The organism is Pseudomonas sp. A-B-19, from assembly GCF_019947515.1.
Lineage (GTDB): Bacteria > Pseudomonadota > Gammaproteobacteria > Pseudomonadales > Pseudomonadaceae > Aquipseudomonas.
Genome location: NZ_JAGYGN010000003.1, coordinates 229,406 through 251,188, shown reverse-complemented (window position 1 = coordinate 251,188; position 21,783 = coordinate 229,406). Strand labels below are relative to the sequence as shown.

Annotated in this window: 17 protein-coding genes; 11 read left to right on the top strand and 6 right to left on the bottom strand. The window is 60.7% G+C overall.

Annotated elements, in window-relative coordinates:
* Nucleotides 1-4 precede the first annotated feature (4 nt).
* The 5 genes from atpD to glmS all read left to right on the top strand — a co-directional run bounded on the left by atpD (nt 5) and on the right by glmS (nt 6,177).
* A complete protein-coding gene (gene atpD, locus KGA81_RS05025) occupies nt 5-1,384 on the top strand; it encodes a F0F1 ATP synthase subunit beta (protein ID WP_108218801.1) in 1,380 nt (459 codons plus the stop codon).
* Between the two features lie 45 nt (nt 1,385-1,429).
* Nucleotides 1,430-1,855 carry a F0F1 ATP synthase subunit epsilon gene (locus tag KGA81_RS05020; RefSeq protein ID WP_223544816.1) on the top strand — a complete coding sequence of 142 codons (426 nt, stop codon included), beginning with the start codon at nt 1,430-1,432 and terminating at the stop codon, nt 1,853-1,855.
* Between the two features lie 114 nt (nt 1,856-1,969).
* Nucleotides 1,970-3,337 (top strand): bifunctional UDP-N-acetylglucosamine diphosphorylase/glucosamine-1-phosphate N-acetyltransferase GlmU, encoded by a 1,368-nt coding sequence (gene glmU, locus KGA81_RS05015; RefSeq protein ID WP_223544815.1) that lies wholly within the window; start codon nt 1,970-1,972, stop codon nt 3,335-3,337.
* Nucleotides 3,338-3,566: 229 nt separating this feature from the next.
* Nucleotides 3,567-4,343 carry a DeoR family transcriptional regulator gene (locus KGA81_RS05010; RefSeq protein ID WP_108218803.1) on the top strand — a complete coding sequence of 259 codons (777 nt, stop codon included), beginning with the start codon at nt 3,567-3,569 and terminating at the stop codon, nt 4,341-4,343.
* 1 nt (nt 4,344) lies between these two features.
* Nucleotides 4,345-6,177: a glutamine--fructose-6-phosphate transaminase (isomerizing) gene (gene glmS, locus KGA81_RS05005; RefSeq protein WP_223544814.1), complete on the top strand. Its 1,833-nt coding sequence runs from the start codon at nt 4,345-4,347 to the stop codon at nt 6,175-6,177.
* A 46-nt stretch (nt 6,178-6,223) separates the two neighbouring features.
* On the opposite strand, the gene KGA81_RS05000 is transcribed toward glmS, so the two are convergent.
* The 4 genes from KGA81_RS05000 to KGA81_RS04985 are packed head-to-tail and all read right to left on the bottom strand — an operon-like array spanning nt 6,224 to nt 11,033.
* Nucleotides 6,224-7,249 carry a DUF2955 domain-containing protein gene (locus KGA81_RS05000; protein ID WP_223544813.1) on the bottom strand — a complete coding sequence of 342 codons (1,026 nt, stop codon included), beginning with the start codon at nt 7,247-7,249 and terminating at the stop codon, nt 6,224-6,226.
* Nucleotides 7,239-8,357 carry an HlyD family secretion protein gene (locus tag KGA81_RS04995; RefSeq protein ID WP_223544812.1) on the bottom strand — a complete coding sequence of 373 codons (1,119 nt, stop codon included), beginning with the start codon at nt 8,355-8,357 and terminating at the stop codon, nt 7,239-7,241. The genes KGA81_RS05000 and KGA81_RS04995 overlap by 11 nt, the downstream gene beginning before the upstream one ends.
* Complete coding sequence (locus tag KGA81_RS04990; RefSeq protein ID WP_223544811.1) at nt 8,350-9,861, bottom strand: efflux transporter outer membrane subunit; 1,512 nt, start codon at nt 9,859-9,861, stop codon at nt 8,350-8,352. Before KGA81_RS04990 ends, KGA81_RS04995 begins: the two co-directional genes overlap by 8 nt.
* A gap of 14 nt (nt 9,862-9,875) precedes the next feature.
* Nucleotides 9,876-11,033, bottom strand: coding sequence for an AI-2E family transporter (locus KGA81_RS04985; RefSeq protein ID WP_223544810.1), 1,158 nt, complete (start codon nt 11,031-11,033; stop codon nt 9,876-9,878).
* Between the two features lie 578 nt (nt 11,034-11,611).
* Between KGA81_RS04985 and KGA81_RS04980 the strand changes: the two genes are divergently transcribed.
* The 5 genes from KGA81_RS04980 to KGA81_RS04960 all read left to right on the top strand — a co-directional run bounded on the left by KGA81_RS04980 (nt 11,612) and on the right by KGA81_RS04960 (nt 18,944).
* The gene (locus KGA81_RS04980; protein WP_223544809.1) at nt 11,612-12,514 is read left to right on the top strand and encodes a LysR family transcriptional regulator; all 903 of its coding nucleotides are present in this window, start codon (nt 11,612-11,614) and stop codon (nt 12,512-12,514) included.
* A 126-nt stretch (nt 12,515-12,640) separates the two neighbouring features.
* Nucleotides 12,641-13,267, top strand: a complete 627-nt coding sequence (locus KGA81_RS04975; RefSeq protein ID WP_223544808.1) for a glutathione S-transferase family protein — start codon at nt 12,641-12,643, stop codon at nt 13,265-13,267.
* 62 nt (nt 13,268-13,329) lie between these two features.
* Nucleotides 13,330-15,360, top strand: coding sequence for a pyridoxamine 5'-phosphate oxidase family protein (locus KGA81_RS04970; RefSeq protein ID WP_223544807.1), 2,031 nt, complete (start codon nt 13,330-13,332; stop codon nt 15,358-15,360).
* 286 nt (nt 15,361-15,646) lie between these two features.
* Nucleotides 15,647-16,843 carry a DUF3142 domain-containing protein gene (locus KGA81_RS04965; RefSeq protein ID WP_223544806.1) on the top strand — a complete coding sequence of 399 codons (1,197 nt, stop codon included), beginning with the start codon at nt 15,647-15,649 and terminating at the stop codon, nt 16,841-16,843.
* Nucleotides 16,830-18,944, top strand: coding sequence for a hypothetical protein (locus KGA81_RS04960; protein ID WP_223544805.1), 2,115 nt, complete (start codon nt 16,830-16,832; stop codon nt 18,942-18,944). The genes KGA81_RS04965 and KGA81_RS04960 overlap by 14 nt, the downstream gene beginning before the upstream one ends.
* Before the next feature lie 3 nt (nt 18,945-18,947).
* Here the strand turns inward: KGA81_RS04960 and KGA81_RS04955 are convergent, their stop codons facing one another.
* The gene (locus tag KGA81_RS04955) at nt 18,948-19,577 is read right to left on the bottom strand and encodes a LysE family translocator (RefSeq protein WP_223544804.1); all 630 of its coding nucleotides are present in this window, start codon (nt 19,575-19,577) and stop codon (nt 18,948-18,950) included.
* Between the two features lie 146 nt (nt 19,578-19,723).
* Between KGA81_RS04955 and KGA81_RS04950 the strand changes: the two genes are divergently transcribed.
* Nucleotides 19,724-20,197: an Lrp/AsnC family transcriptional regulator gene (locus KGA81_RS04950; RefSeq protein WP_108218814.1), complete on the top strand. Its 474-nt coding sequence runs from the start codon at nt 19,724-19,726 to the stop codon at nt 20,195-20,197.
* Between the two features lie 125 nt (nt 20,198-20,322).
* On the opposite strand, the gene lpdA is transcribed toward KGA81_RS04950, so the two are convergent.
* Nucleotides 20,323-21,723: a dihydrolipoyl dehydrogenase gene (lpdA, locus tag KGA81_RS04945; protein WP_223544803.1), complete on the bottom strand. Its 1,401-nt coding sequence runs from the start codon at nt 21,721-21,723 to the stop codon at nt 20,323-20,325.
* Between the last annotated feature and the right edge of the window lie 60 nt (nt 21,724-21,783).

Genomic DNA, 21,783 nt, shown 5'->3' with positions numbered 1-21,783 from the left:
AGCTATGAGTAGCGGACGTATCGTTCAAATCATCGGCGCCGTTATCGACGTGGAATTTCCACGCGACAGCGTACCGAGCATCTACAACGCGCTGACTGTACAAAGCGCGGCCGGGACCACCCTGGAAGTTCAGCAACAGCTGGGCGACGGCGTGGTTCGTACCATTGCGATGGGTTCCACCGAAGGCTTGAAGCGCGGTCTGGACGTTGTCGACTCTGGCGCAGCCATCTCCGTACCGGTCGGTAAAGCGACCCTGGGCCGGATCATGGACGTCCTCGGTAACCCGATCGACGAAGCTGGTCCGATCGACACCGAAGAGCGTTGGGGCATTCACCGTCCAGCGCCTTCGTTCGCTGAACAGGCAGGCGGCAACGACCTGCTGGAAACCGGCATCAAGGTTATCGACCTGGTTTGCCCGTTCGCCAAAGGCGGTAAAGTCGGTCTGTTCGGTGGTGCCGGTGTAGGCAAAACCGTAAACATGATGGAACTGATCCGTAACATCGCCATCGAGCACAGCGGTTATTCCGTGTTCGCCGGTGTGGGTGAGCGTACTCGTGAGGGTAACGACTTCTACCACGAGATGAAGGACTCCAACGTTCTGGACAAAGTGGCACTGGTTTACGGTCAGATGAACGAGCCGCCGGGAAACCGTCTGCGCGTAGCTCTGACCGGCCTGACCATGGCCGAGAAGTTCCGTGACGAAGGTAACGACGTTCTGCTGTTCGTCGACAACATCTATCGTTACACCCTGGCCGGTACTGAAGTATCCGCACTGCTGGGCCGTATGCCTTCTGCAGTAGGTTACCAGCCGACCCTGGCTGAAGAGATGGGCGTTCTGCAAGAACGTATCACTTCGACCAAAGAAGGTTCGATCACCTCGATCCAGGCGGTATACGTACCTGCGGACGACTTGACCGACCCGTCGCCAGCGACCACCTTCGCCCACTTGGACGCTACCGTCGTTCTGTCCCGTGACATCGCTTCCCTGGGTATCTACCCAGCGGTAGATCCACTGGATTCGACTTCGCGCCAGCTGGACCCGAACGTAATCGGCCAGGACCACTACGACACCGCTCGCGGCGTTCAGTACGTTCTGCAACGTTACAAAGAGCTGAAGGACATCATCGCGATCCTGGGTATGGACGAGCTGTCGGAAGCCGACAAGCAGTTGGTAAACCGTGCTCGTAAGATCCAGCGCTTCTTGTCGCAGCCGTTCTTCGTGGCTGAAGTCTTCACCGGTGCATCGGGTAAATACGTTTCCCTGAAAGACACCATTGCTGGCTTCAAAGGCATCCTCAACGGTGACTACGACCACCTGCCAGAACAAGCGTTCTACATGGTCGGCGGCATCGAAGAAGCGATCGAGAAAGCCAAGAAACTGTAATCCCGGCGCCCGGCAACGGGCGCTAATTTAGGTTGAGGCAATCAGATGGCTATGACAGTCCATTGCGATATCGTCAGCGCGGAAGGAGAGATCTTTTCCGGCCTGGTCGAGATGGTGGTTGCGCACGGTGCACTGGGTGATCTTGGTATCGCCCTGGGTCACGCGCCGCTGATCACTAATCTGAAGCCAGGTCCGATCCGCCTGATCAAGCAGGGCGGGGAAGCCGAGGTGTATTACATCTCCGGTGGTTTCCTCGAGGTTCAGCCGAACATGGTCAAGGTTCTTGCCGACACCGTGCAACGTGCTGCCGACCTGGACGAAGCCGCAGCTCTGGAAGCCGTTAAGGCTGCCGAGAAAGCCTTGCATGAGCGAGGCGCGGAATTCGATTACGGTTCTGCTGCTGCTCGACTGGCCGAGGCTGCAGCTCAGCTGCGCACCGTCCAGCAGATCCGCAAGAAGTTTGGCCATTAAGGCTGCGCTTGTTGTGTGATTGATAAAAAAGGGTAGCCTCGGCTACCCTTTTTCTTTTTCGACATTTTATAACCTTGGTCGCAGTCGCTGACCACCCTGGATTGGTAGCCAGTCATGTCCCTTGAAATCGTTATTCTCGCTGCTGGCCAAGGCACGCGCATGCGCTCTGCCTTGCCGAAAGTCTTGCACCCGATTGCCGGCAATTCGATGCTCGGCCATGTTATCCACAGCGCCCGGCAACTTGATCCACAGCGCATCCACGTCGTGATTGGTCATGGTGCCGACGCCGTGCGCGAACGTCTGGCCGCTGACGACCTGAACTTCGTCCTGCAGGACAAGCAATTGGGTACCGGGCATGCCGTGGCCCAGGCTGTTCCTTTCATCAAATCCGATACTGTGCTGGTTCTTTACGGTGACGTGCCGTTGATTGAGGTGGAAACCCTGCAACGCCTGCTGACACAAGTAGTGCCAGGGCAGATGGGCCTGCTGACTGTCGAACTCGACGATGCGACCGGTTATGGCCGCATCGTGCGCGACGTCGACGGTAAAGTCGCTGCCATCGTTGAACACAAGGATGCCAACGAAGCGCAACGCGCGATCCGCGAAGGCAACACCGGTATCCTCGCTGTTCCTGCCGATCGCCTGGCCGACTGGACGAGCCGCCTGTCGAACAACAATGTTCAGGGTGAGTATTACCTGACTGACGTGATCGAAATGGCAGTCAACGACGGGCTGGTGGTGGCCACCGAACAACCCCACGACGCCATGGAAGTGCAGGGCGCCAACGACCGCAAGCAGCTTTCCGAACTCGAGCGTCACTATCAACTGCGCGCCGGCCGTCGTTTGATGGCCCAAGGTGTGACCCTGCGCGACCCGGCACGTTTCGATGTGCGCGGCGAAGTCACCGTTGGCCGCGACGTGCTGATCGATATCAACGTGATCCTCGAAGGCAAGGTCGTCATCGAAGACGATGTGGTGATCGGCCCGAACTGCGTGATCAAGGACAGCACCCTGCGCAAAGGCGTGGTCATCAAGGCCAACAGCCATATCGAGGGAGCCATTCTGGGTGAAGGCAGCGATGCCGGCCCGTTTGCCCGTCTGCGTCCAGGCACCGTGCTGGAAGCCCGCGCGCATGTGGGTAACTTCGTCGAGCTGAAAAACGCTCATCTGGGCGAAGGCGCCAAGGCCGGTCATTTGACGTATCTGGGTGATGCCGAGGTGGGCGCGCGCAGCAACATCGGTGCCGGTACCATCACCTGCAACTACGACGGCGCCAACAAGTGGAAAACCGTGTTGGGCGAAGATGTGTTCATCGGTTCCAACAACTCGTTGGTGGCGCCTGTGGATATCCTCGCCGGTGCAACGACAGCGGCCGGTTCGACCATCACCTCGACTGTGGATAAATCCCAGTTGGCCATCGGACGTGCTCGCCAGAAGAACATCGACGGCTGGAAGCGGCCGGAAAAGATCAAGAAGAGCTGAGTTATCCACAACTCCCTTGTAGGAGCGAGCTTGCTCGCGATGAATTCGAGAGCGGCGCATTTTTCCAGAAAGAATGCATCATCGTTCACGCCCATCGTCGGAACGCCGCCCGGAGCAAGCTCGCTCCTACAAGTTATCCACAGCCCTTTTTATCGCAAGTCGCTTGACGAAGTTTCGCTGATAGGTTTTGATTGCTTCCGCTATCTTTCGAATCGAAACTTATCAGCTTATGTCGAAGCGCAACACACCTCAGCGTCGCCACAACATCCTCGCCTTGCTCAATGAGCAGGGCGAAGTCAGTGTGGATGAGTTGGCCAAGCGCTTCGAAACGTCGGAAGTTACGATTCGCAAGGATCTGGCAGCACTTGAAAGCAATGGCCTGTTGCTGCGTCGCTACGGCGGGGCGATCACCATGCCTCAGGAGCTGGTCGCGGACCTTGGTCAGCCGGTTTCCATATACAAGCAAGCCATCGCCCGTGCCGCCGTCGCGCGGATTCGCGAGCATGCACGCATCATTATCGACAGTGGCAGTACTACCGCCGCCATGATCCCGGAACTCGGACAGCAACCCGGCCTGGTGGTGATGACCAACTCGCTGCATGTTGCCAATGCCTTGAGCGAACTTGAGCACGAACCGGTGCTGTTGATGACCGGTGGCACCTGGGACCCGCATTCCGAGTCCTTTCAGGGGCAGGTTGCCGAGCAGGTACTACGCTCCTACGACTTCGACCAGCTGTTCATCGGCGCCGATGGCATCGATCTGGTTCGCGGTACAACCACCTTCAATGAACTGCTCGGGCTGAGCCGGGTCATGGCCGAAGTCGCCCGCGAAGTGGTCGTGATGGTGGAGGCCGACAAGATCGGCCGCAAGATTCCCAACCTGGAACTGCCCTGGAGCAGTGTCCATACCCTTATTACGGATGAACGCCTGCCGCTTGAGGCTCGCGATCAGATTCAGGCCCGCGGTATCAATTTGATTTGCGCGGCTGTCAGTCAGGAGAAATAGCATGTGTGGAATTGTCGGCGCAGTCGCAGAACGTAACATCACCGCCATCCTCGTCGAAGGCCTGAAGCGCCTCGAATACCGTGGGTATGACAGCGCTGGCGTGGCGGTCTACACCAACGACGAAAAACTCGAGCGCCTGCGTCGTCCGGGCAAAGTCAGTGAGCTGGAGCAGGCATTGGCCAGCGAGCCGCTGGTCGGCCGTCTGGGCATCGCCCATACCCGCTGGGCCACCCACGGTGCACCGTGCGAGCGCAATGCTCACCCGCATTTCTCCGGTGACCTGGCGGTGGTGCACAACGGCATCATCGAAAACCACGAAGCCCTGCGTGAACAACTCAAGGCCCTGGGCTACGTGTTCACCTCGGACACCGACACCGAAGTCATCTCACACCTGCTGAACCACAAACTCAAGGATCTGCGCGATCTGACCGTGGCCCTCAAGGCGACCGTCAAAGAGCTGCACGGTGCTTACGGCCTGGCAGTGATCAGCGCGCAGCAACCGGATCGCCTGGTCGCAGCCCGCAGCGGTAGCCCGTTGGTGATCGGCCTGGGCCTGGGGGAAAATTTCCTGGCGTCCGACCAGTTGGCCCTACGTCAAGTCACCGACCGCTTCATGTACCTGGAAGAAGGCGACATCGCCGAAATCCGCCGCGACAGCGTGCAGATCTGGGACGTTGACGGCCAGGCTGTCGAGCGCGAATCCGTGCAGTATCGCGACGGTGCCGAAGCCGCTGACAAGGGCGAGTTCCGCCACTTCATGCTCAAGGAAATCCACGAGCAACCGTCCGTGGTACAGCGCACCCTGGAAGGTCGCCTGAGCCAGAACCAGGTGCTGGTACAGGCGTTCGGCCCACAGGCGGCCGAGTTGTTCGCCAAAGTGCGTAACGTACAGATCGTCGCGTGTGGCACCAGCTACCACGCCGGCATGGTCGCGCGTTACTGGCTGGAAGAGCTGGCGGGCATTCCTTGCCAGGTCGAAGTCGCCAGCGAATTCCGTTACCGCAAGGTGGTGGTGCAGCCGGACACTCTGTTCGTGACCATTTCCCAGTCCGGCGAAACCGCCGACACCCTGGCCGCACTGCGCAATGCCAAGGAATTGGGCTTCCTCGCCAGCCTGGCGATCTGCAACGTCGGCATCAGCTCGCTGGTACGTGAATCCGACCTGACCCTGTTGACCCAGGCCGGTCGTGAAATTGGTGTGGCTTCGACCAAAGCCTTCACCACGCAATTGGTTGGCCTGTTGTTGCTGACGCTTTCCCTGGGCCAGGTTCGTGGCACCTTGGCCAAAGGCATCGAAGCGACGCTGGTCGAAGAACTGCGCCGTTTGCCAACCCGCCTGGGCGAAGCGTTGGCCATGGACAGCACCGTGGAAAAAATCTCCGAGCTGTTCGCCGAGAAACACCACACGCTGTTCCTCGGCCGTGGCGCGCAGTTCCCGGTAGCGATGGAAGGGGCCCTCAAGCTCAAGGAAATCTCCTACATCCACGCTGAAGCCTATCCGGCCGGCGAGCTGAAACACGGCCCGTTGGCGCTTGTGGATAACGACATGCCAGTAGTGACCGTGGCGCCGAACAACGAACTGCTGGAGAAGTTGAAGTCCAACCTCCAGGAAGTCCGCGCCCGCGGTGGCCATTTAATCGTCTTCGCTGACGAGAAGGCCGGCATGACCAACGGTGAAGGCACCCACGTGGTGCACATGCCGCACATCCACGACATCCTGTCGCCGATCCTCTACACCATCCCGCTGCAGCTGCTGTCGTACTACGTCGCCGTACTGAAAGGCACCGACGTTGACCAGCCGCGCAATTTGGCGAAGTCGGTGACTGTGGAATAAGTTATCCACAGATGAAAAACCCCCTCTTCAGGGGGTTTTTCTGTTTCTAGGTGGACGTAATTCGACGCTCCCGCCGCGTATCCAGCAAATGGACCATCGCACAGGCGTACAAAGTCACGAGAATGAACAAGCCCATGCGGATGGCGAAGGCGGTGTAGACGTCCTTGCCCGCTGCACTGTCCTGTACCGATTGGCCGAGCAGAATGATCAGGGTCGCCAGGCTGTTGAGCCAGAAACTCGGTGGTTGTTGGGTCACGGCCAGGCCGTAGAGTTTTCTGGCCGCCAGCAGGCCGAACAGCAACATCCACAGAAAGAACATCCACAGGTTGACGAACAGGCTCAGCGCGCACCAGAAAAGAATCGCCATCAGGCCACCGAGCAGGGTCGAGCCGAGCAATTCCTGGCCGGCGGTGCGAGCGCTGGTTGCGCAGCTTTGTTGGCCGAGGCTGACGGCTTTCATGATGATCGGCAGGTAGCTGGCCGGGTCGATCATGGCCAGCAGGAAAGTCGGCAGTACCACCAGCGTGGCACGCAGGGCCAGCCAACTGCTTTCGGTTGGAGAAAGGCTCGGACCGGGTTTGGCCACGGGGGCGCTGGCGGGGTCGGGAAACAGCCAATGGCTGATGGTCAGCGTGGTGACGGCCAGGAACAGTCCCTTGACCAGGGCCACGATCACCTCAAGCCCCAGGGTGAATTCAGCGGTTCCGGCTGAACTGATCAAGGTCAGGCCTACCACCAGGAAAGTCGCCACCAGCGCATTGCCGCCGCGCAGGCCATAACCGAAGGCCATGAACAGGCACAATCCGACCACTAGCACACCACTGAGCGGGTAGTAACGCAGCAGGGGAATCAGCAGCAGGCCGGTCCCGGTGGTCAGCATAAGGATCAGGATCAGGCCCAGGCTGGCCTTGAACGGCAACGGTCGGTTCATCGCTGCCAACATCATCAGCGCCAGCATCGGCGCGAGGAACGGGATGGGCAGGGCCAGACCGAAGCTCGCCGCCAGGCACAGCGCTGTGCCGAAGCTCAGGCGCAGGGCGCGCTGAACCCGGGCCGGGCGCTCAATACGCATAGGACATCCAGCTCATCACGCGCAGGAACAAGCGACCCAGGATATTCAGCGGGTTACCTTCACTCGGGAATGCCATGACTTCGGCCTGCCCGCCGGACCGGATGCCCTGCGGGCTGGTCAACTCACCGGGCTCGAACTCGATGATGACCGGAAAGCGCTGGGCGGGGCGCAGCCAATCGCGGCTGTTCTCCACTTTCGGCAGGCTGCCAGGCTGAGTGGTCTGGCCGATATCGACGCCATAGCCGACGCTTCGCACATGGCCTTTGAAGATTCTGCCCGGGTGGGCGTCCAGAATGATGGATACCGGCGTCCCTGGCTGGACACTGCCCAGATTGTTTTCGGTCATGTCGGCACTGACCCATACATCGTGGATGGCGATCAAGGTCATCACCGGCGCACCGGCGGCGGCGAACTGGCCGACATCGGTGCGCAGATCGGTGATCAGGCCGGCTGAACGCGCGTGGACCTTGGTATTGCTCAAGTCCAGCTCGGCTTTTTCAAGGTTGCTGGCGGCGCTGAGCAATTGGGCGTTTTCGTCTTCGTTACCGCCCTGTTGTTCCCGTGCTCGTTGCACTTCGGCCTTAGCCGCGGCGACCTGACTGATGGACTCTTCCAGGGTGGCACGGGATATTTCCAGGCGTCGCAGCGAGATGGTGCCCGGGTCTTCGCGGTACAGGCGTTCAAGCCGCTGGATATCCTGGCGTGCCTTGAGCTCGTTGGCCTGGGACGCGCGCAGGGACGCTTGCTTGGAGTCGACGCCGGCGGTGTTGGCGCCCACCTGGCGACGGGTCGACTCAAGGTCGGCGCGGGCGCGATCGACGGCAATCTGGTATTGCTCTGGATTGACTTCAAACAGCAATTGGCCGGCCTTGACGTCCTGATTGTTGCGTACATGCACCTTGGTCACCCGGCCGGAGACCTCGGCCGCCACCGGCACAATGAAGGCCTGCACCCGTGCCTGTTGCGTGTAGGGCGTGTAACGGTCGGCCATCAGGTACCAGACCAGGCTCAGGATGATCAGCACCACCACCCAGTTGATCGCTTTTCTGGCCGGGTCGGCGGCGGGGGCCGAGGCGTTCTCGGTGGCCGGCTGTTGGCTGTCAGTCATGGGCACTTTCCTTCGGTTCGTCGAGCAGATCGCCCCAATCGGTCCGTTGTTGCATCTGTTGGCGGGTGGCCGAGTCGATTATCGGCTGGTCGCTGTACCAGCCACCGCCCAGGGCCTTGTACAGGGCGATCAGGCTGTTGACCGCGGTGCCACGGTTGACCAGGTAAATATCCTGTTGGGCAAACAGCGCGCGCTGGGCATCCAGAACGCGCTGGAAATCCGAATAGCCCTCGCGGTACTGGGCATTGGCCAGGGTCACCGAACGTTCGGCGGCTATCGAGGCTTCGCTGAGGATTTGGTCGCGCTCCAGCGCCTTGATCAAGCCTGTCGCGGCATCGTCGGCCTCGCGCGCCGCCTGGCGCACGCTGTCCTGGTAGATAACGATCAGTTGCTGCAGGCGGGCATCCTGCACGCGGACGTTGTTGGTGATCCGGCCGTGGTCGAAGATGTCCCATCGCAGGCTGGGTCCGGCCACCATGTCGAGGGTATTGGGCGCACCGTTGAGCGAGTTGGCGGACCAGACGATGCTGCCCAGCAGGCTGATGGAGGGGTACAGGTCGGTCTCGGCCACACCGATCAACGCCGACTGCGCCGCCACTTGCAGTTCGGCAGCGCGCACATCGGGGCGCCGCACCAGCAGGTTGGCAGGCACATCCTGCAAGACTGCTGTATCGAGCAATGGCACCACTCCGGTGTTGCGATTGAGGTCCGGGATCGAGCCGGGTGGTTGGCCGATCAGAGTGGACAACGCATTGCGCAAGCTGGCCACCTGGCTTTCGAAATCCGGGATGGTGCTCAAGGTGCCCAGGTACTGGGTCTTGGCTTGTTGCAGATCGAGTTCGGCTTCGGCCCCGCTGTTGAACAGGCGCTCGGTGATCTCGTAGCTGCGCTTTTGCAATTTGGCGTTACTGCGGGCGATTTGCAGGCGCGCCTCGGCGGTGCGCAAGGCGTAGTAGTTTTGTGCCAGTTGCGCGTGCAACAGCACCAAGGCATTTTCATAGTTGGCCTGGGCGGCAAACCAGGAGGCGTCGGCGGACTCGATGGCACGGCTGAAACGCCCCCAGAAATCCAGCTCCCAACCGATATCGAAGCCGACGCTGTGTTGCCAGAAATGCGTGTCCTGGGGGTTGGCGCCGCCCGACTGTCGACGGTTCAGGTACAGGCTGTCGGCGCTGGCTTGCTGCAATTGCGGATAGCGTCCACTCAGGGCGATGCCCAATTGCGCGCGAGACTCCATGACCCGCAGGCCAGCGACCTGCAGGTCGGCGTTGTGGGCATCGGCTTCGGCGATCAAATGGTCCAGCACCGGATCGTTGAACACGCGCCACCATTGGCGGCTATCCGGTTGCGCTTGTTGTTGGCCGGCGATCTCCAGGGCCGGGCTGTTCCAGTGGTCGACCCAAGGCTGGGCCGGTGACTGAAAATTCGGCCCCAGTTGCACGCAGCCGCCCAGTACGACGGTGCCACAGAGCAGCAGCCGGCTGACGCGAGCAGGGCGAGGCATCAAGCGCACACTCCTCAGAGGGGGCGCTGATCGTTCATTGCCTCTATCTTCGGTGTCTCGTTAACCGTCTCTATCTCGGGTGTTTCGTTCATTACCTCGGCAGACGGTTGGTCCTGAACCCATTGCCAGAACAGTTGGTAGCCCACCGCCAGCGCAACCGGCCCGATGAACAAACCGATGAAGCCTCCGCTCACCATGCCGCCCAGGGCGCCAATCAGAATCACCGGCATCGGGACATCGACACCACGACCCAGCATCAATGGCTTGAGGACGTTGTCGGCCATCCCGGCAATCAGGCTGTAGATGCCAAACACGATGGTGGCCAGGCTGGTCCCTTCGGTGGCAAAGACATACGCGATCACCGGAAGGGTCACCAGCAGCACCGGCAATTGCATGATCCCCATCAGCAGCGCAACCATCGCCAGCAGGCCGGCACCGGGGACACCCATGAGCACGAAGCCCACGCCCACCAGTAACATCTGAATGAACGCGATGCCCACCACGCCCTGGGCGACTGCGCGGATGGTGGCAGTGCAGAGCTCGGTAATGCGTGGGCCACGCTCAGGTCCGGAAAGGCGCGAGGTGATGGCAATGGCGCTTCTTTCGCCGTTTTCGCCATAGGCCATGAGTACGCCGGCAATGATCAGGGCGCCGATGAACAACAGAAAGCCCACACCAACGTCGGCCATTTTGCCCAACAAGGTCAGGCCGACGGACTTGATGTAAGGCATCACCTTCATCACCACGCTGCTCATGTCGGTGGCGGCTTGCATCCAGTAGCCATAGAGCGGCTGGCCAATGAGCGGCAGGGAAGCAATTTTTTCGCTGGGGAGCGGAATCTGCAAAGTATCGGACTTGAGGATTGCCAGGGTGCCATGGATCGATTCACTGATCGAGGTGCCCAGCAGGTAGATCGGCACCATCAGCAAGGCCAGGGCGACTACCACAATCAGGGTGGCGGCACGACCGTCCTTGTTGACCACCTTGCGTTTGATGAGCGCATGCAGTGGATACAGGGTGATGGCCAGAATCAGCGCCCAGAGCATGAGGTTGAGGAACGGGTGGAAGATCTGGAAGCAGAACAGCACCAGCACGGCAATCAGCCCGGCGCGTATCAGTACATCGAGCAAACCACCGGACAGTGCTCTTGCGGAAATGTTTGTGCGCAACATTCTCGAACTCCTTGCGGTGTCACCAGGTTAGCCAGCTAGTTGAAGTTCACTCTTCCCTACGGAGTGGCTCTTGAAAACAAGATCGATGGACAGGCGTCCAAGCGTTAACAACTAACGCCTTATTTCACGCAGGGAAGATTTCAACGAGGTACCTACTAATGCTCAATAGGTAACAGGGTGGTTTGTAGTATAGGAGCAGTCGTATATTCCGCCTGTTTATGCAGGCTGGAATTCTGCCGCTGTGGATATCGTCCGCTGACGAGCCTGTGCCTGAAAACGGGTTGGGAGCCGGGCCAGTGGCTCTTTTTCCCTGTCAGGCATTAGCCGCTGCAGCGAGCGGGTGTGGATAATTGCGAACAGTCGCACCTGTCGCAAGAAAATAATCCTCATTAATTGTCAATAATCCGCGGTCTGCTCTTTGCGGTTTGTGCCACGCTTGGTTTTTACAGCGCAGGCGCTAGAGTGCAGTAGCCCGTTGATTTACTTGATGGTCGGACGCCCAACTTTGTTATTGAACACTCGCGTTTAACATCCCGGCCTTTTACTGCGATTTATCTATCTGAAATGAGGACATGCCCATGGACCGCTTCCAGGAAATGCAGGTCTTCGCTGCCGTCGCCCAAGAACAGGGCTTTTCAGCGGCGGCGCGGCGTTTGGGGCTGTCGGCGGCCAGCGTTACCCGAGCGGTGGCGGCGCTGGAGAAGCGTATTGGCACACAACTGCTCACACGTACCACGCGCAGTGTGTATTTGAGCGAGGCCGGTCAGCGATATCTGGAGGACTGTCGGAGAATTCTCGCCGAGGTGCAGGAAGCCGAGGACTCCGCAGCGGGCAGCCATATCCATCCTCGTGGGCAATTGACCATCACCGCTCCGGTCTTGTTTGGCGAGCTGTTTGTCACGCCACTGATGGTGAGCTACCTGACGCAATTCCCCGAGGTCTGCATCAACGCGCTGCTGGTGGACCGGGTAGTGAGCGTGGTCGAGGAGGGCGTCGATGTGGCCATCCGCATCGGCGAACTTCCTGACAGCAATCAGCATGCGATCCGCGTGGGCGAGGTGCGGCGGGTGATCTGCGCATCGCCGCAGTATCTGGCCAGCCATGGTCGGCCCAGGCATCCGCAGGAGCTGTCTCTGGCGCCGATTATCGCGACCTCTGCCATCGGCCAACTCAGGAGTTGGCCATTCATTGAAGACGGCGAAACCTTGAGTGTGCGGGCTGAACCACGACTGGTGGTGACAGCGAATCAGGCGGCCATCACGGCAGCCTGTCTGGGGTTGGGCTTCACGCGGGTACTGTCTTATCAAGTCGCGAGCAAGGTGGCCACCGGTGAGCTGGAAATCATTCTGGAGGACTTCGAACTGCCGCCGTTGCCCATCCATGTGGTCTATCAGGGAGGGCGTAAAGCGCCGGCTCGGGTGCGCAGTTTTGTTGATTTCGCGGTGAAGACCCTGCGCGAGCATCCGGCGCTCAAGTGTTGAGTTATTTCACCCAATGAAATAATTGATTGCGCTTTATGGTGATTCTGTTGTTTTGGTTGAAGGTAGAGTATTCGCCTCATCGGTGCTGGTCTTCCTGAGTAGCACCACTGACCCGAGGTGTCGACCATGCAAGCGATCAAACTCTACAACTTCCCACGCTCCGGCCACGCTCACCGTGTCGAGTTGATGCTGTCCCTGCTGAAATTGCCGACCGACCTGATCTTCGTTGACCTCGCCAAGGGCGAGCACAAGCAACCGGCGTTCCTGGCGCTCAATGCATTCGGCCAAGTGCCGGTGATCGATGACCAGGGCGTGGTGTTGGCCGATTCCAACGCGATTCTGGTGTATCTGGCGCAAAAGTACGGCAACGGTCGCTGGCTGCCGGCTGATCCGGTGGGTGCGGCCAAGGTCCAGCGCTGGTTGTCGGTGGCTGCCGGCCCGATTGCCTTTGGCCCTGCCCGGGCACGATTGATCACTGTGTTTGGCGCACCTTACAACGCTGAAGAAGTGATCGCCTACGCCCATACCGTGCTCAAAGTAATCGATCACGAACTGGCCAATACGCCGTATCTGGCCGGCACTGAACCGACGATTGCCGACGTCGCCGCCTACAGCTACATCGCCCATGCGCCTGAGGGTAATGTGTCGCTGGACGAGTACGCAAACATTCGCGCCTGGCTGGCCCGCATCGAAGCCTTGCCAGGTTTTGTCGGCATGCCGCGCACCGTTGCCGGCCTGCAAAAAACCGCCTGATGCTAGCGGCCCGGCAACACCGGGCCGCCCGTTCTGCGCCAGTGGCGCAAGGGAGCAGCCGTATGGACCGTTCACCCTGGCATGCCGGTGAGAAACAATTGCAGGCGCATGTGGGCGTTGCCGAACGAATGGAGGCGTTCGGTCGTAAGGTGATTCGCAGCGAGATGCCGGACCAGCACCGCACGTTCTATCAGCAATTGCCGTTCATGTTGTACGGAGCGGTGGATGCCGACGGTCATCCCTGGGCCAGCATCCTTGAAGGTGAGCCTGGTTTCGCCCACTCGCCAGAACCTGGCCTGCTGCAATTTCGCAACCTGCCTGCCTTTGATGATCCTGCGCAGTTGAGCGACGGCTCGGCCATTGGCCTGTTGGGCATCGAGCTGCACACCCGCCGTCGCAACCGCATCAATGGCCATGTCCGTGCCATGACTACGGGTGGTTTTGCGGTGACAGTGGATCAGTCCTTCGGCAACTGCCCGCAGTACATTCAGTTGCGCCAGTTTCGCTCGGTGCCGCTGGCCGATCCCTCGACGCGTGTCGCCCAGCATTTCAGCGAGCTCGATGACGCGGCCAAAGCCATGATCGCCGAAGCGGACACGTTCTTCGTTGCCAGCTATGTGGATTTGGACGGTGAACGTTCGGTGGATGTTTCTCACCGTGGCGGTCAGGCCGGTTTCGTACGGGTGGAAGGCAATCGCCTGACCATTCCGGACTTCGCCGGCAACCTGCACTTCAACACCTTGGGCAACCTGCTGCTCAACCCCCGGGCCGGATTGTTGTTCATCGATTTCAATAGCGGTGATTTGCTGCAGCTCAGCGGACGCACTGAAATCATCCTGGAGGGCCCTCAGGTCGAGGCGTTCCAGGGGGCCGAGCGCCTGTGGACAATCGATGTCGAGCAAGTCGTACGCCGTCCCGCTGCCCTGGCGTTACGCTGGCGCTTCGACGGTGTGTCGCCCACCAGCTTGCTCACCGGTACATGGGAGCAGGCCAAGGCGCGATTGCAGGCCAAGGCCCTGGGTGATCAATGGCGGCCGTTGCGGGTGACGCGGATTGAAGCGCAAAGCCACAACATTCGCTCGATTTACCTGGAGCCCGCCGACGGAGCCGGGTTGCCACTGTTCCAGGCCGGGCAGCATTTGCCTCTGCGTTTCAATATCGACGGTGAAGTGCACATCCGCACGTACAGTTTATCGAGCGCGCCCTCCGATGATTTTTTCCGCATCAGCGTGAAGCGTGACGGGCGGGTGTCTACGCATCTGCATGAGCAGGTTAGTGTTGGCGACCTATTGGAAGCGCGGGCGCCGCAAGGGCATTTCACGGTGGCGCCCCATGAGCGTCGGCCTTTGGTATTGCTGGCGGCCGGGGTCGGCATCACGCCGCTGTTGTCGATGCTGCGGGAAGTGGTTTACCAGGGGTTGCGCACCCGTCGTATCCGCCCGACATGGTTCATCCAGAGTTCGCGCACGCTGGCCGACCAGCCGTTTCGCCAGGAGCTGGATCGCTTGCTCGAAGACGCCGGTGACGCAGTGCGGGTGGTGCGTTTGCTCAGCCAGCCGGAAGCGGAGGCGATGCAAGGAGAGGATTTCGACCTCAGTGGACGGATCGACGTCGCGCTGCTCAAGAATCTGCTGCCAGTCGAGGACTACGATCAGCTGGATTTTGTTGTCTGTGGCCCCGGAAGTTTTACCCAGGCGTTGTACGACGGCTTGCGCGAACTGGACATTCGCGATTCGCGGATTCACGCCGAAACTTTCGGCCCGTCCACCTTGCGCCGGCGTCCGGACCCCGATGCGGTGGTCATCGAACAGCCGCCAGCCGCCACCACATCCGTGCCCGTGGTGTTCCAGCGCTCGGCCAAGGAAGCGCGCTGGCAACCGGATGGCGGCAGCTTGCTGGAGTTGGCGGAAAGCCGTGGCTTGCGCCCGGAGTTCAGTTGCCGCGGTGGCTCCTGCGGCACCTGCAAGACACGATTGGTCAGCGGTCAGGTGCATTACCCGCTGCCGCCAGCAGAGGTGCCGGATGACGGACAGGTGCTGATTTGCTGTGCGATTCCGGCGCAAGGGGCGCAGCCGTTGGTGCTCGATATCTGAAGATCGTTGCAGGCCAACATTGCCCGCCGGTCGATGGCTGGGTAGGGTAGCGAGCAGAACGAAAAGGGGCCGCAGAGGCTAATGCCTGTCAGTTAAGGGATCGACCAGCGCTGATTAATCTGTGGCGAGGGAGCTTGCTCCCGCTGGGCAGCGAAGCGGCCCTAAAAATGGGACTGCTGCGCAGTCCAGCGGGAGCAAGCTCCCTCGCCACAGGCTCAGTGTCTCGGCTTAACTGATCGACATTAGCCGCAATGGCCCTTTCTGCATTTCAGGAACAGGCGCTTCAATGGTTTTTTTCACTCGCTCGATGGTCTGGCTGATGGCGCTGGCGCTCACCACCGGATGCGAAAGACAGGATGCACCGCCGCTGGATCAACAACTCTACGTCTGGCAGCGGCAGTGGACGCCGGCCCACGACGCTGCCCTCAGGGATAGCCGCACCGATTTTTCGACCTTGCGGGTGCTGGCCTTGCAGGCCTTCCCTGACGCCGGCTGGAGTCGGGCCCGAATTGACCCGGCACTGCTCAAGCGTGATGGCCGGCCGGTGATTGCGGTGGTTCGCCTGGATGGGCAACTCAAGGCGCTGGATCAGGACGAGGTCACTGCGCAGATCCGGCAGGTGATCAGCGATTGGCAGGGACAGGGGCTGAACCTCAGCGGCGTGGAAATCGACCACGATGCCGGTAATGCCCGGCTACCGGCGTACCGAGAGTTTCTCGCGCATTTGCGGCAAGCATTGCCGACTTCACTGCCGCTGAGCATCACCGCGTTGCCATCCTGGCTCGACAGTCGTGAACTGCCGGCGCTGTTATCCACAGTCGACAGCAGCGTGTTGCAGGTCCACGCGGTGAGCGATCCGCGTCGAGGCTTGTTCGATGCCGATCAGGCCCGGCAATGGGCGAAGGCCTGGAGTCGCGTCACAACAAAACCTTTCTATCTGGCGCTGCCGGCTTATGGCGTGGCGTTGCTGCCGTCGGTGGGCGGCGCGCCTGTGGTGGAAAGCGAAGTGACGGTGGAGCGTGCAGGCCAGCGTCGGGAATTACTCGCCGACCCGCAGGCGTTGCGCACCCTCGGCACCGAGTTGCGCGCCGATCCACCTCAACATCTGGCGGGCCTGATCTGGTTTCGCCTGCCATTGGCCAACGACCGCCGGGCCTGGAGCCTGATCACTTTGCGCGCCGTGGCGCGTGGTGATGTCCTAGACGGTCAGTTGGCGCTGAAACTCTCGGCCGACAATGGCCTCTATGACATCGGTATCAGCAACCAGGGCAATCTCGACAGCGCCTGGCCCGAACGCCTGACACTGTCGGTCAGCGGTTGTGAGGGCGCCGATGCCTTGGCCGGGTACGCGTTGCAACAGCGCCCGGATCTGCTTACCTTCACCCGCCTGCGCGACGGTCGGATACCGGCCGGCGGGCAGCGTGCCATTGGTTGGGCTCGCTGCGCACACATTGATCAAGGAGGTTCGAATGTTCACCCGTAACTGGCCGCGTCATTTGCTTTGCCTGAGCCTCAGCCTGCCAATGGGTTCGGCGCTGGCCTGCGGCCCGGACTTCCCCATGCGTCTGCTGGATAACCGTGGCCAGTCGTTGGCGGAACTGCCGGAAGGTAACTTCAGGTTTGAAATCAGCCGCCTCGGCCACGCCATCAACGGGTTGAAGAACGTGACCGCTGGCGCCAACTACGCGGATGAACCTGACCCGGTAGCGCTGCGCGATCAGGCCGAGCAGGCCGGACTTTCCACTGAGCAACAAGTGTTGGTGAAACACCTGCGCAGCCTGACGGATGCCCGCCAGGTGGAAGCCGAAGGGGCGCAACTGCCGCCCGAACTCAAGTTGTACCTGGCGGGTGCCGTGGCATTTGGCGAGGGTGATCCTGCCTTGGCCGCCGGGTATTTCAAGAAAGTGCTGGCCTTGCCCGCCGAGCAAAGAGCCTTGCGCAGTACCTGGGCGGCTTACTCGCTGGGGCGTGCGTTGTTCGCCATGAGCGTCGAAGCCGATGCGGCTCCGGATCTGCTCAAACAATCCGCCAAGGCCTTTGAGCAAACCCGGCAACTGAGCATCGACGGCTTCAGCGATCCATTGGAACTGGGCGTCGCCAGCCTCGGCGAAGAAGCCCGGGTGGTGCGCACCGCCGGCGACTGGAACCGCGCCATCGAGCTGTACGCCACGCAAAATCTGCACGGCTCTGCGGTGGGCTACACCTCGCTGAAGCTGTTGATGGCGGACCTGACGACCCTGCCGGATGACCAAGTGGCCGAGTTGCTCAAGGGCCAGCCCGTGCAGCAACTGGTGACTGCGTCGCTGATCAGCCGGTTGGGTTGGTCGTTCGGCGATCAACCGGCCAACGAACAGAAAATGATCAAACTGCTGCAAAACAGCACCCGCGGCAGTCTCGAAAACGCCGACCGCCTGGCGGCGATGAATTATCAACAGGGCGATTACGCCAGCGCCAAGGCTTTCCTTGAACATGCCGGCGATGGCGGGTTGGCCTGGTGGCTGCGGGCAAAACTGGCGGTGCGCGAGGGCGATAAAACCGCGGCCGCCGCAGCCTACGCCAAAGCGGCCCAGGCCTTCCCGCAAAATGAATCCTGGGGTGAGCGACGGACTCCGGACTACGATTACGAAACGCTTCAGCCCAAATGCCGGGTCGAAGGTGAAAGCGCGATCCTGGCCCTCCAACGCGGGGATTACCTGCAAGCCTTCGATCAGCTGTATCGCAGCCAAAGCATTTACTGGTTCGATGCCGCCACCGTTGCCGAGCGCGTGTTGACCCTCGAAGAACTCAAGCACTACGTCGACACACAAGTGCCGGCACCGCCGCCACTCAGCCAGCAGGACCGCGACAACTACGTGCCGTTGCCGGTGGCGGCGAGCCTGCGCAATCTGCTGGGGCGGCGTTTGTTGCGTGAGGGGTACTATGAGGAGGCGCCGACGTACTTCGATAACGTTGAACTACAGAACAAGGCCAAGTCATACGGAATATTACGCAAGGAGGCGGATGCTGCCTGGTGGCCCACGACTCGCGCTGCTGCGCTATTTAACTCGGCCTGGGCCGCGCGCACGTGGGGAATGGAAATCCTGGGATATGAAATGGCCCCGGATTTCGCCACTTTCGGCGGCAACTACAGCCTGGAAAGCACTGAGCTCGAGGTCGGGCCGTTAACGACCGAGGACGAAGTGAAGCGCCAGCAGGCCAGCGTTGCTCAGCCCGATGAGCGTTATCACTATCGTTTTATAGCCACGGCATTGGCCAGTCGTGCGGCTGACAATTTGCCTCACTCCAGCCAGGCCTTTGCGGCAGTGCTGTGCGCGGCAGCAGGCTGGAACAGCAGCCCTGAAGAGGCACACGCTTTCTACCAGCGCTATGTCAAAGAGGGGCCGTACGTGGATTGGGCGTTCCATTTCGGTCATCAGTGTCCCTATCCCGACTTCCAGAACGCCGACAAGCGCTACGTGACCCAGGTTACCGATGCCGCGCGTTCAGCGCTGCGGCCGTACAAGAAGCCGCTGCAGTATGGCGGTGTGATTGTGGTCACGGCGGCGGCATTGTTCCTGATCAATCGTCGGCGCAAGGTGCAGTAAGGCTCAAGCCTGTTGCACAAAGGTCAGCCGCACGGCGAAACCGATCAACAGGCTGCCGAACAACCATTGTTGCAGGCGCTGGGCTGAAGGGCTGCGTTGCAGCCACCGGCCGAGTGCCGCACCGACCAGGGCGTAGGCGCTGTCGAACAGCAAACCGACGCCCACCAGCACCACGCCCAACGTCGCAAATTGCCCGAGCACCGGCCCGGCCTGAGGGTTGATGAATTGCGGTAGCAGCACCGAGCAGAACAACAATGCCTTGGGGTTGAGCAGGTTGGTCAGCAGTCCGCGTCGGATGGCTGCGCCCCAGCGCGGTTTTTCGTCGGTTGTGTCAGTGCCGGTCAAGCTCGGCAGCATCGTGGTTCGCAGGCATTGAATGCCGATCCACAGCAAGTACGCGGCGCCTGTCAGGCGCACCACATCGAAGGTCCAGGGTGCAGCCTTGAACAGTGCCGCCAGCCCCAGCGCCGCCAATGCCACATGACAACCCCGGGCAATGCCCAACCCCACGGCCGTGGCCAGCGCGGCGCCTTTGCCCTGGCGGGCACCGGTCTGCAACAGCAGGATCATGTCAGGCCCCGGCAACAGGTAGACCACCGCCAGTGCCATGAAAAACAGCCAGAGTCCTTCCACGTTGCACCCCCATTCGTTGTCGATTCGGTGGTGCCAGTCTAGGGCTGAAGGGTAGGGCAGGTGCTTGCGTTGTCAGCTTCTATCGGACGCTGTATTGGCATAATCTTCAACTTTCTTTCGCTTGAACCATCGGGATCTGCCAAACCATGAAACTTGACGCCTACGACCGCAAGATTCTCGCCGCGCTGCAACGGGATGGCCGCCTGAGCAATGTGCAACTGGCAGACGAAATCGGTCTGTCGGCGTCACCCTGCTTGCGCCGGGTACGGATGCTTGAAGATGCGGGGGTGATTCGCGGCTACCAGGCCAATCTGGATCGCGATGAGGTCGGGTTAGGGCTGACGGTGTTTGTCGGGGTCAAGGTCGAGCGTCATAACGACGAACAAGCCGAAAGCTTTCGCCTGGCGGTGACGGCATTGCCCGAGGTGATTTCGGCGTTTCTGGTGTCGGGGGAGTCGGATTTTCTGCTGCAGGTGGTGGTGCCGGACTTGCGTGCCTATGACCGGTTTCTCACCGGGCGTTTGTTGAAGCTGCCGGGAGTGAGCGACATTCGCAGCAATTTTGCGATTCATACGGTGAAGGCGCCGGGGGCGTTGCCGCTGGAGCATTTGCCGCTTTAGACCGAGTCGCCTGCCTTCGTCGGAACGCCGCCAGGAGCAAGCCCGCTCCCACAGGTACAGCGCAATCCCTGTAGGAGCGGGCTTGCCCGCGAAGGCGGTGTTCCTGTCACCACCAGTCCTTTGCCTTACATCTGCGTCGCCATCCCCTCCACATCCATCGCCGCCTGGCGCAAGGCCTCGGAGCGGGTCGGGTGTGGGTGGCAGGTCAGGGCAATGTCTTCGGCGGAGGCGCTGAACTCCATGGCCACGCAGTACTCGCCAATCATTTCACTGACGCTCGGGCCGACCAGATGCACACCGAGAACTTCGTCCGTGCGCTCATCGGCCAGCACTTTGGCGAAGCCTTCGGTTTCGTGGTTGATCTTCGCCCGGCTGTTGGCGGTGAAGGGAAACTTGCCGACCTTGTACGCGCGGCCTTCAGCCTTGAGCTGCTCTTCGGTCTTGCCGACACTGGCCAGCTCCGGTCTGGTGTAGACCACGCTGGGGATCAGGTCGTAGTTGACCTCGCCCGCCTTGCCGAGGATCTGCTCGACGCAAGCCATGGCTTCGTCCTCGGCCTTGTGGGCGAGCATGGGACCGGAGGTCACGTCACCGATTACCCAGACCCCGGCGGCTTCGGTGCGATGCCCCTTGTTGGCGAGCATGCCGCGCTTGTCGGTGGCGAGGCCGACATTCTCCAGCCCCAGGCCCTGTGTATAAGGTCGGCGCCCGATGGCCACCAGCACGTAATCGGCTTCCAGCAACTCGGCAGCACCGCCCGCGGCAGGCTCGATGCTCAGTTGCACACCGGAGGCGGAGGTGGTGGCGCTGGTCACTTTCGAACTCAACTTGAAGCTCAAGCCTTGCTTGCTCAGGGAGCGTTGCAGGGTTTTGCCGGCTTCGATGTCCACGCCAGGGCAGATCCGGTCTAGATACTCGACCACCGATACCTGCGCCCCCAGGCGCCGCCATACCGAACCCAGCTCCAGGCCGATCACGCCGGCGCCGATCACCACCAGATGCTTGGGCACTTCGGTCAGCGCCAGGGCGCCGGTGGAGTCGAGTATGCGTTTGTTATCGATGTCCACGCCGGGCAGGGGCGTGGGCTCGGAACCGGTGGCGATGATGATGTCCTTGGCGCTCAGTTCAGTCTTGCCGCCGGCGCTATCGGTCACCGTGACTTTACCCGGCCCGTCGATGTGGCCCCAGCCTCTGATCCAGTCAACCTTGTTCTTGCGGAAAAGAAACTCGATGCCCTTGGTCAGCCCGGTAACGCTTTCATTCTTTTGTTTCATCATCTGGGCGAGGTTGAGGCTGGGTTTGACTTCGATCCCCAGGTTGGCGAATTCCGCACCCATTGCCGCGTCGTACAGTTCTGAGGCATGCAGCAGCGCCTTGGATGGCATGCAGCCGACGTTCAGGCAGGTGCCGCCGAGTGTGGCGCGTCCTTCCACGCAGGCCACCTTCAGACCCAGTTGTCCGGCGCGGATCGCCGCGTTGTAACCGCCGGGCCCTGCGCCGAGTATCACGACGTCATAAGTGCTCATGGATGTACTCCTGGATCGAAAGGGGGAAGGATCGGTAAAAGTAGTTCCCGGATAAAATTA

Coding starts and splice junctions, on each gene's coding strand:
- atpD (WP_108218801.1), top strand. CDS start 5: ATGAGTAGCGGACGTATCGTTCAAATCATCGGCGCCGTTATCGACGTG.
- KGA81_RS05020 (WP_223544816.1), top strand. CDS start 1,430: ATGGCTATGACAGTCCATTGCGATATCGTCAGCGCGGAAGGAGAGATC.
- glmU (WP_223544815.1), top strand. CDS start 1,970: ATGTCCCTTGAAATCGTTATTCTCGCTGCTGGCCAAGGCACGCGCATG.
- KGA81_RS05010 (WP_108218803.1), top strand. CDS start 3,567: ATGTCGAAGCGCAACACACCTCAGCGTCGCCACAACATCCTCGCCTTG.
- glmS (WP_223544814.1), top strand. CDS start 4,345: ATGTGTGGAATTGTCGGCGCAGTCGCAGAACGTAACATCACCGCCATC.
- KGA81_RS05000 (WP_223544813.1), bottom strand. CDS start 7,249: ATGCGTATTGAGCGCCCGGCCCGGGTTCAGCGCGCCCTGCGCCTGAGC.
- KGA81_RS04995 (WP_223544812.1), bottom strand. CDS start 8,357: ATGACTGACAGCCAACAGCCGGCCACCGAGAACGCCTCGGCCCCCGCC.
- KGA81_RS04990 (WP_223544811.1), bottom strand. CDS start 9,861: ATGCCTCGCCCTGCTCGCGTCAGCCGGCTGCTGCTCTGTGGCACCGTC.
- KGA81_RS04985 (WP_223544810.1), bottom strand. CDS start 11,033: ATGTTGCGCACAAACATTTCCGCAAGAGCACTGTCCGGTGGTTTGCTC.
- KGA81_RS04980 (WP_223544809.1), top strand. CDS start 11,612: ATGGACCGCTTCCAGGAAATGCAGGTCTTCGCTGCCGTCGCCCAAGAA.
- KGA81_RS04975 (WP_223544808.1), top strand. CDS start 12,641: ATGCAAGCGATCAAACTCTACAACTTCCCACGCTCCGGCCACGCTCAC.
- KGA81_RS04970 (WP_223544807.1), top strand. CDS start 13,330: ATGGACCGTTCACCCTGGCATGCCGGTGAGAAACAATTGCAGGCGCAT.
- KGA81_RS04965 (WP_223544806.1), top strand. CDS start 15,647: ATGGTTTTTTTCACTCGCTCGATGGTCTGGCTGATGGCGCTGGCGCTC.
- KGA81_RS04960 (WP_223544805.1), top strand. CDS start 16,830: ATGTTCACCCGTAACTGGCCGCGTCATTTGCTTTGCCTGAGCCTCAGC.
- KGA81_RS04950 (WP_108218814.1), top strand. CDS start 19,724: ATGAAACTTGACGCCTACGACCGCAAGATTCTCGCCGCGCTGCAACGG.
- lpdA (WP_223544803.1), bottom strand. CDS start 21,723: ATGAGCACTTATGACGTCGTGATACTCGGCGCAGGGCCCGGCGGTTAC.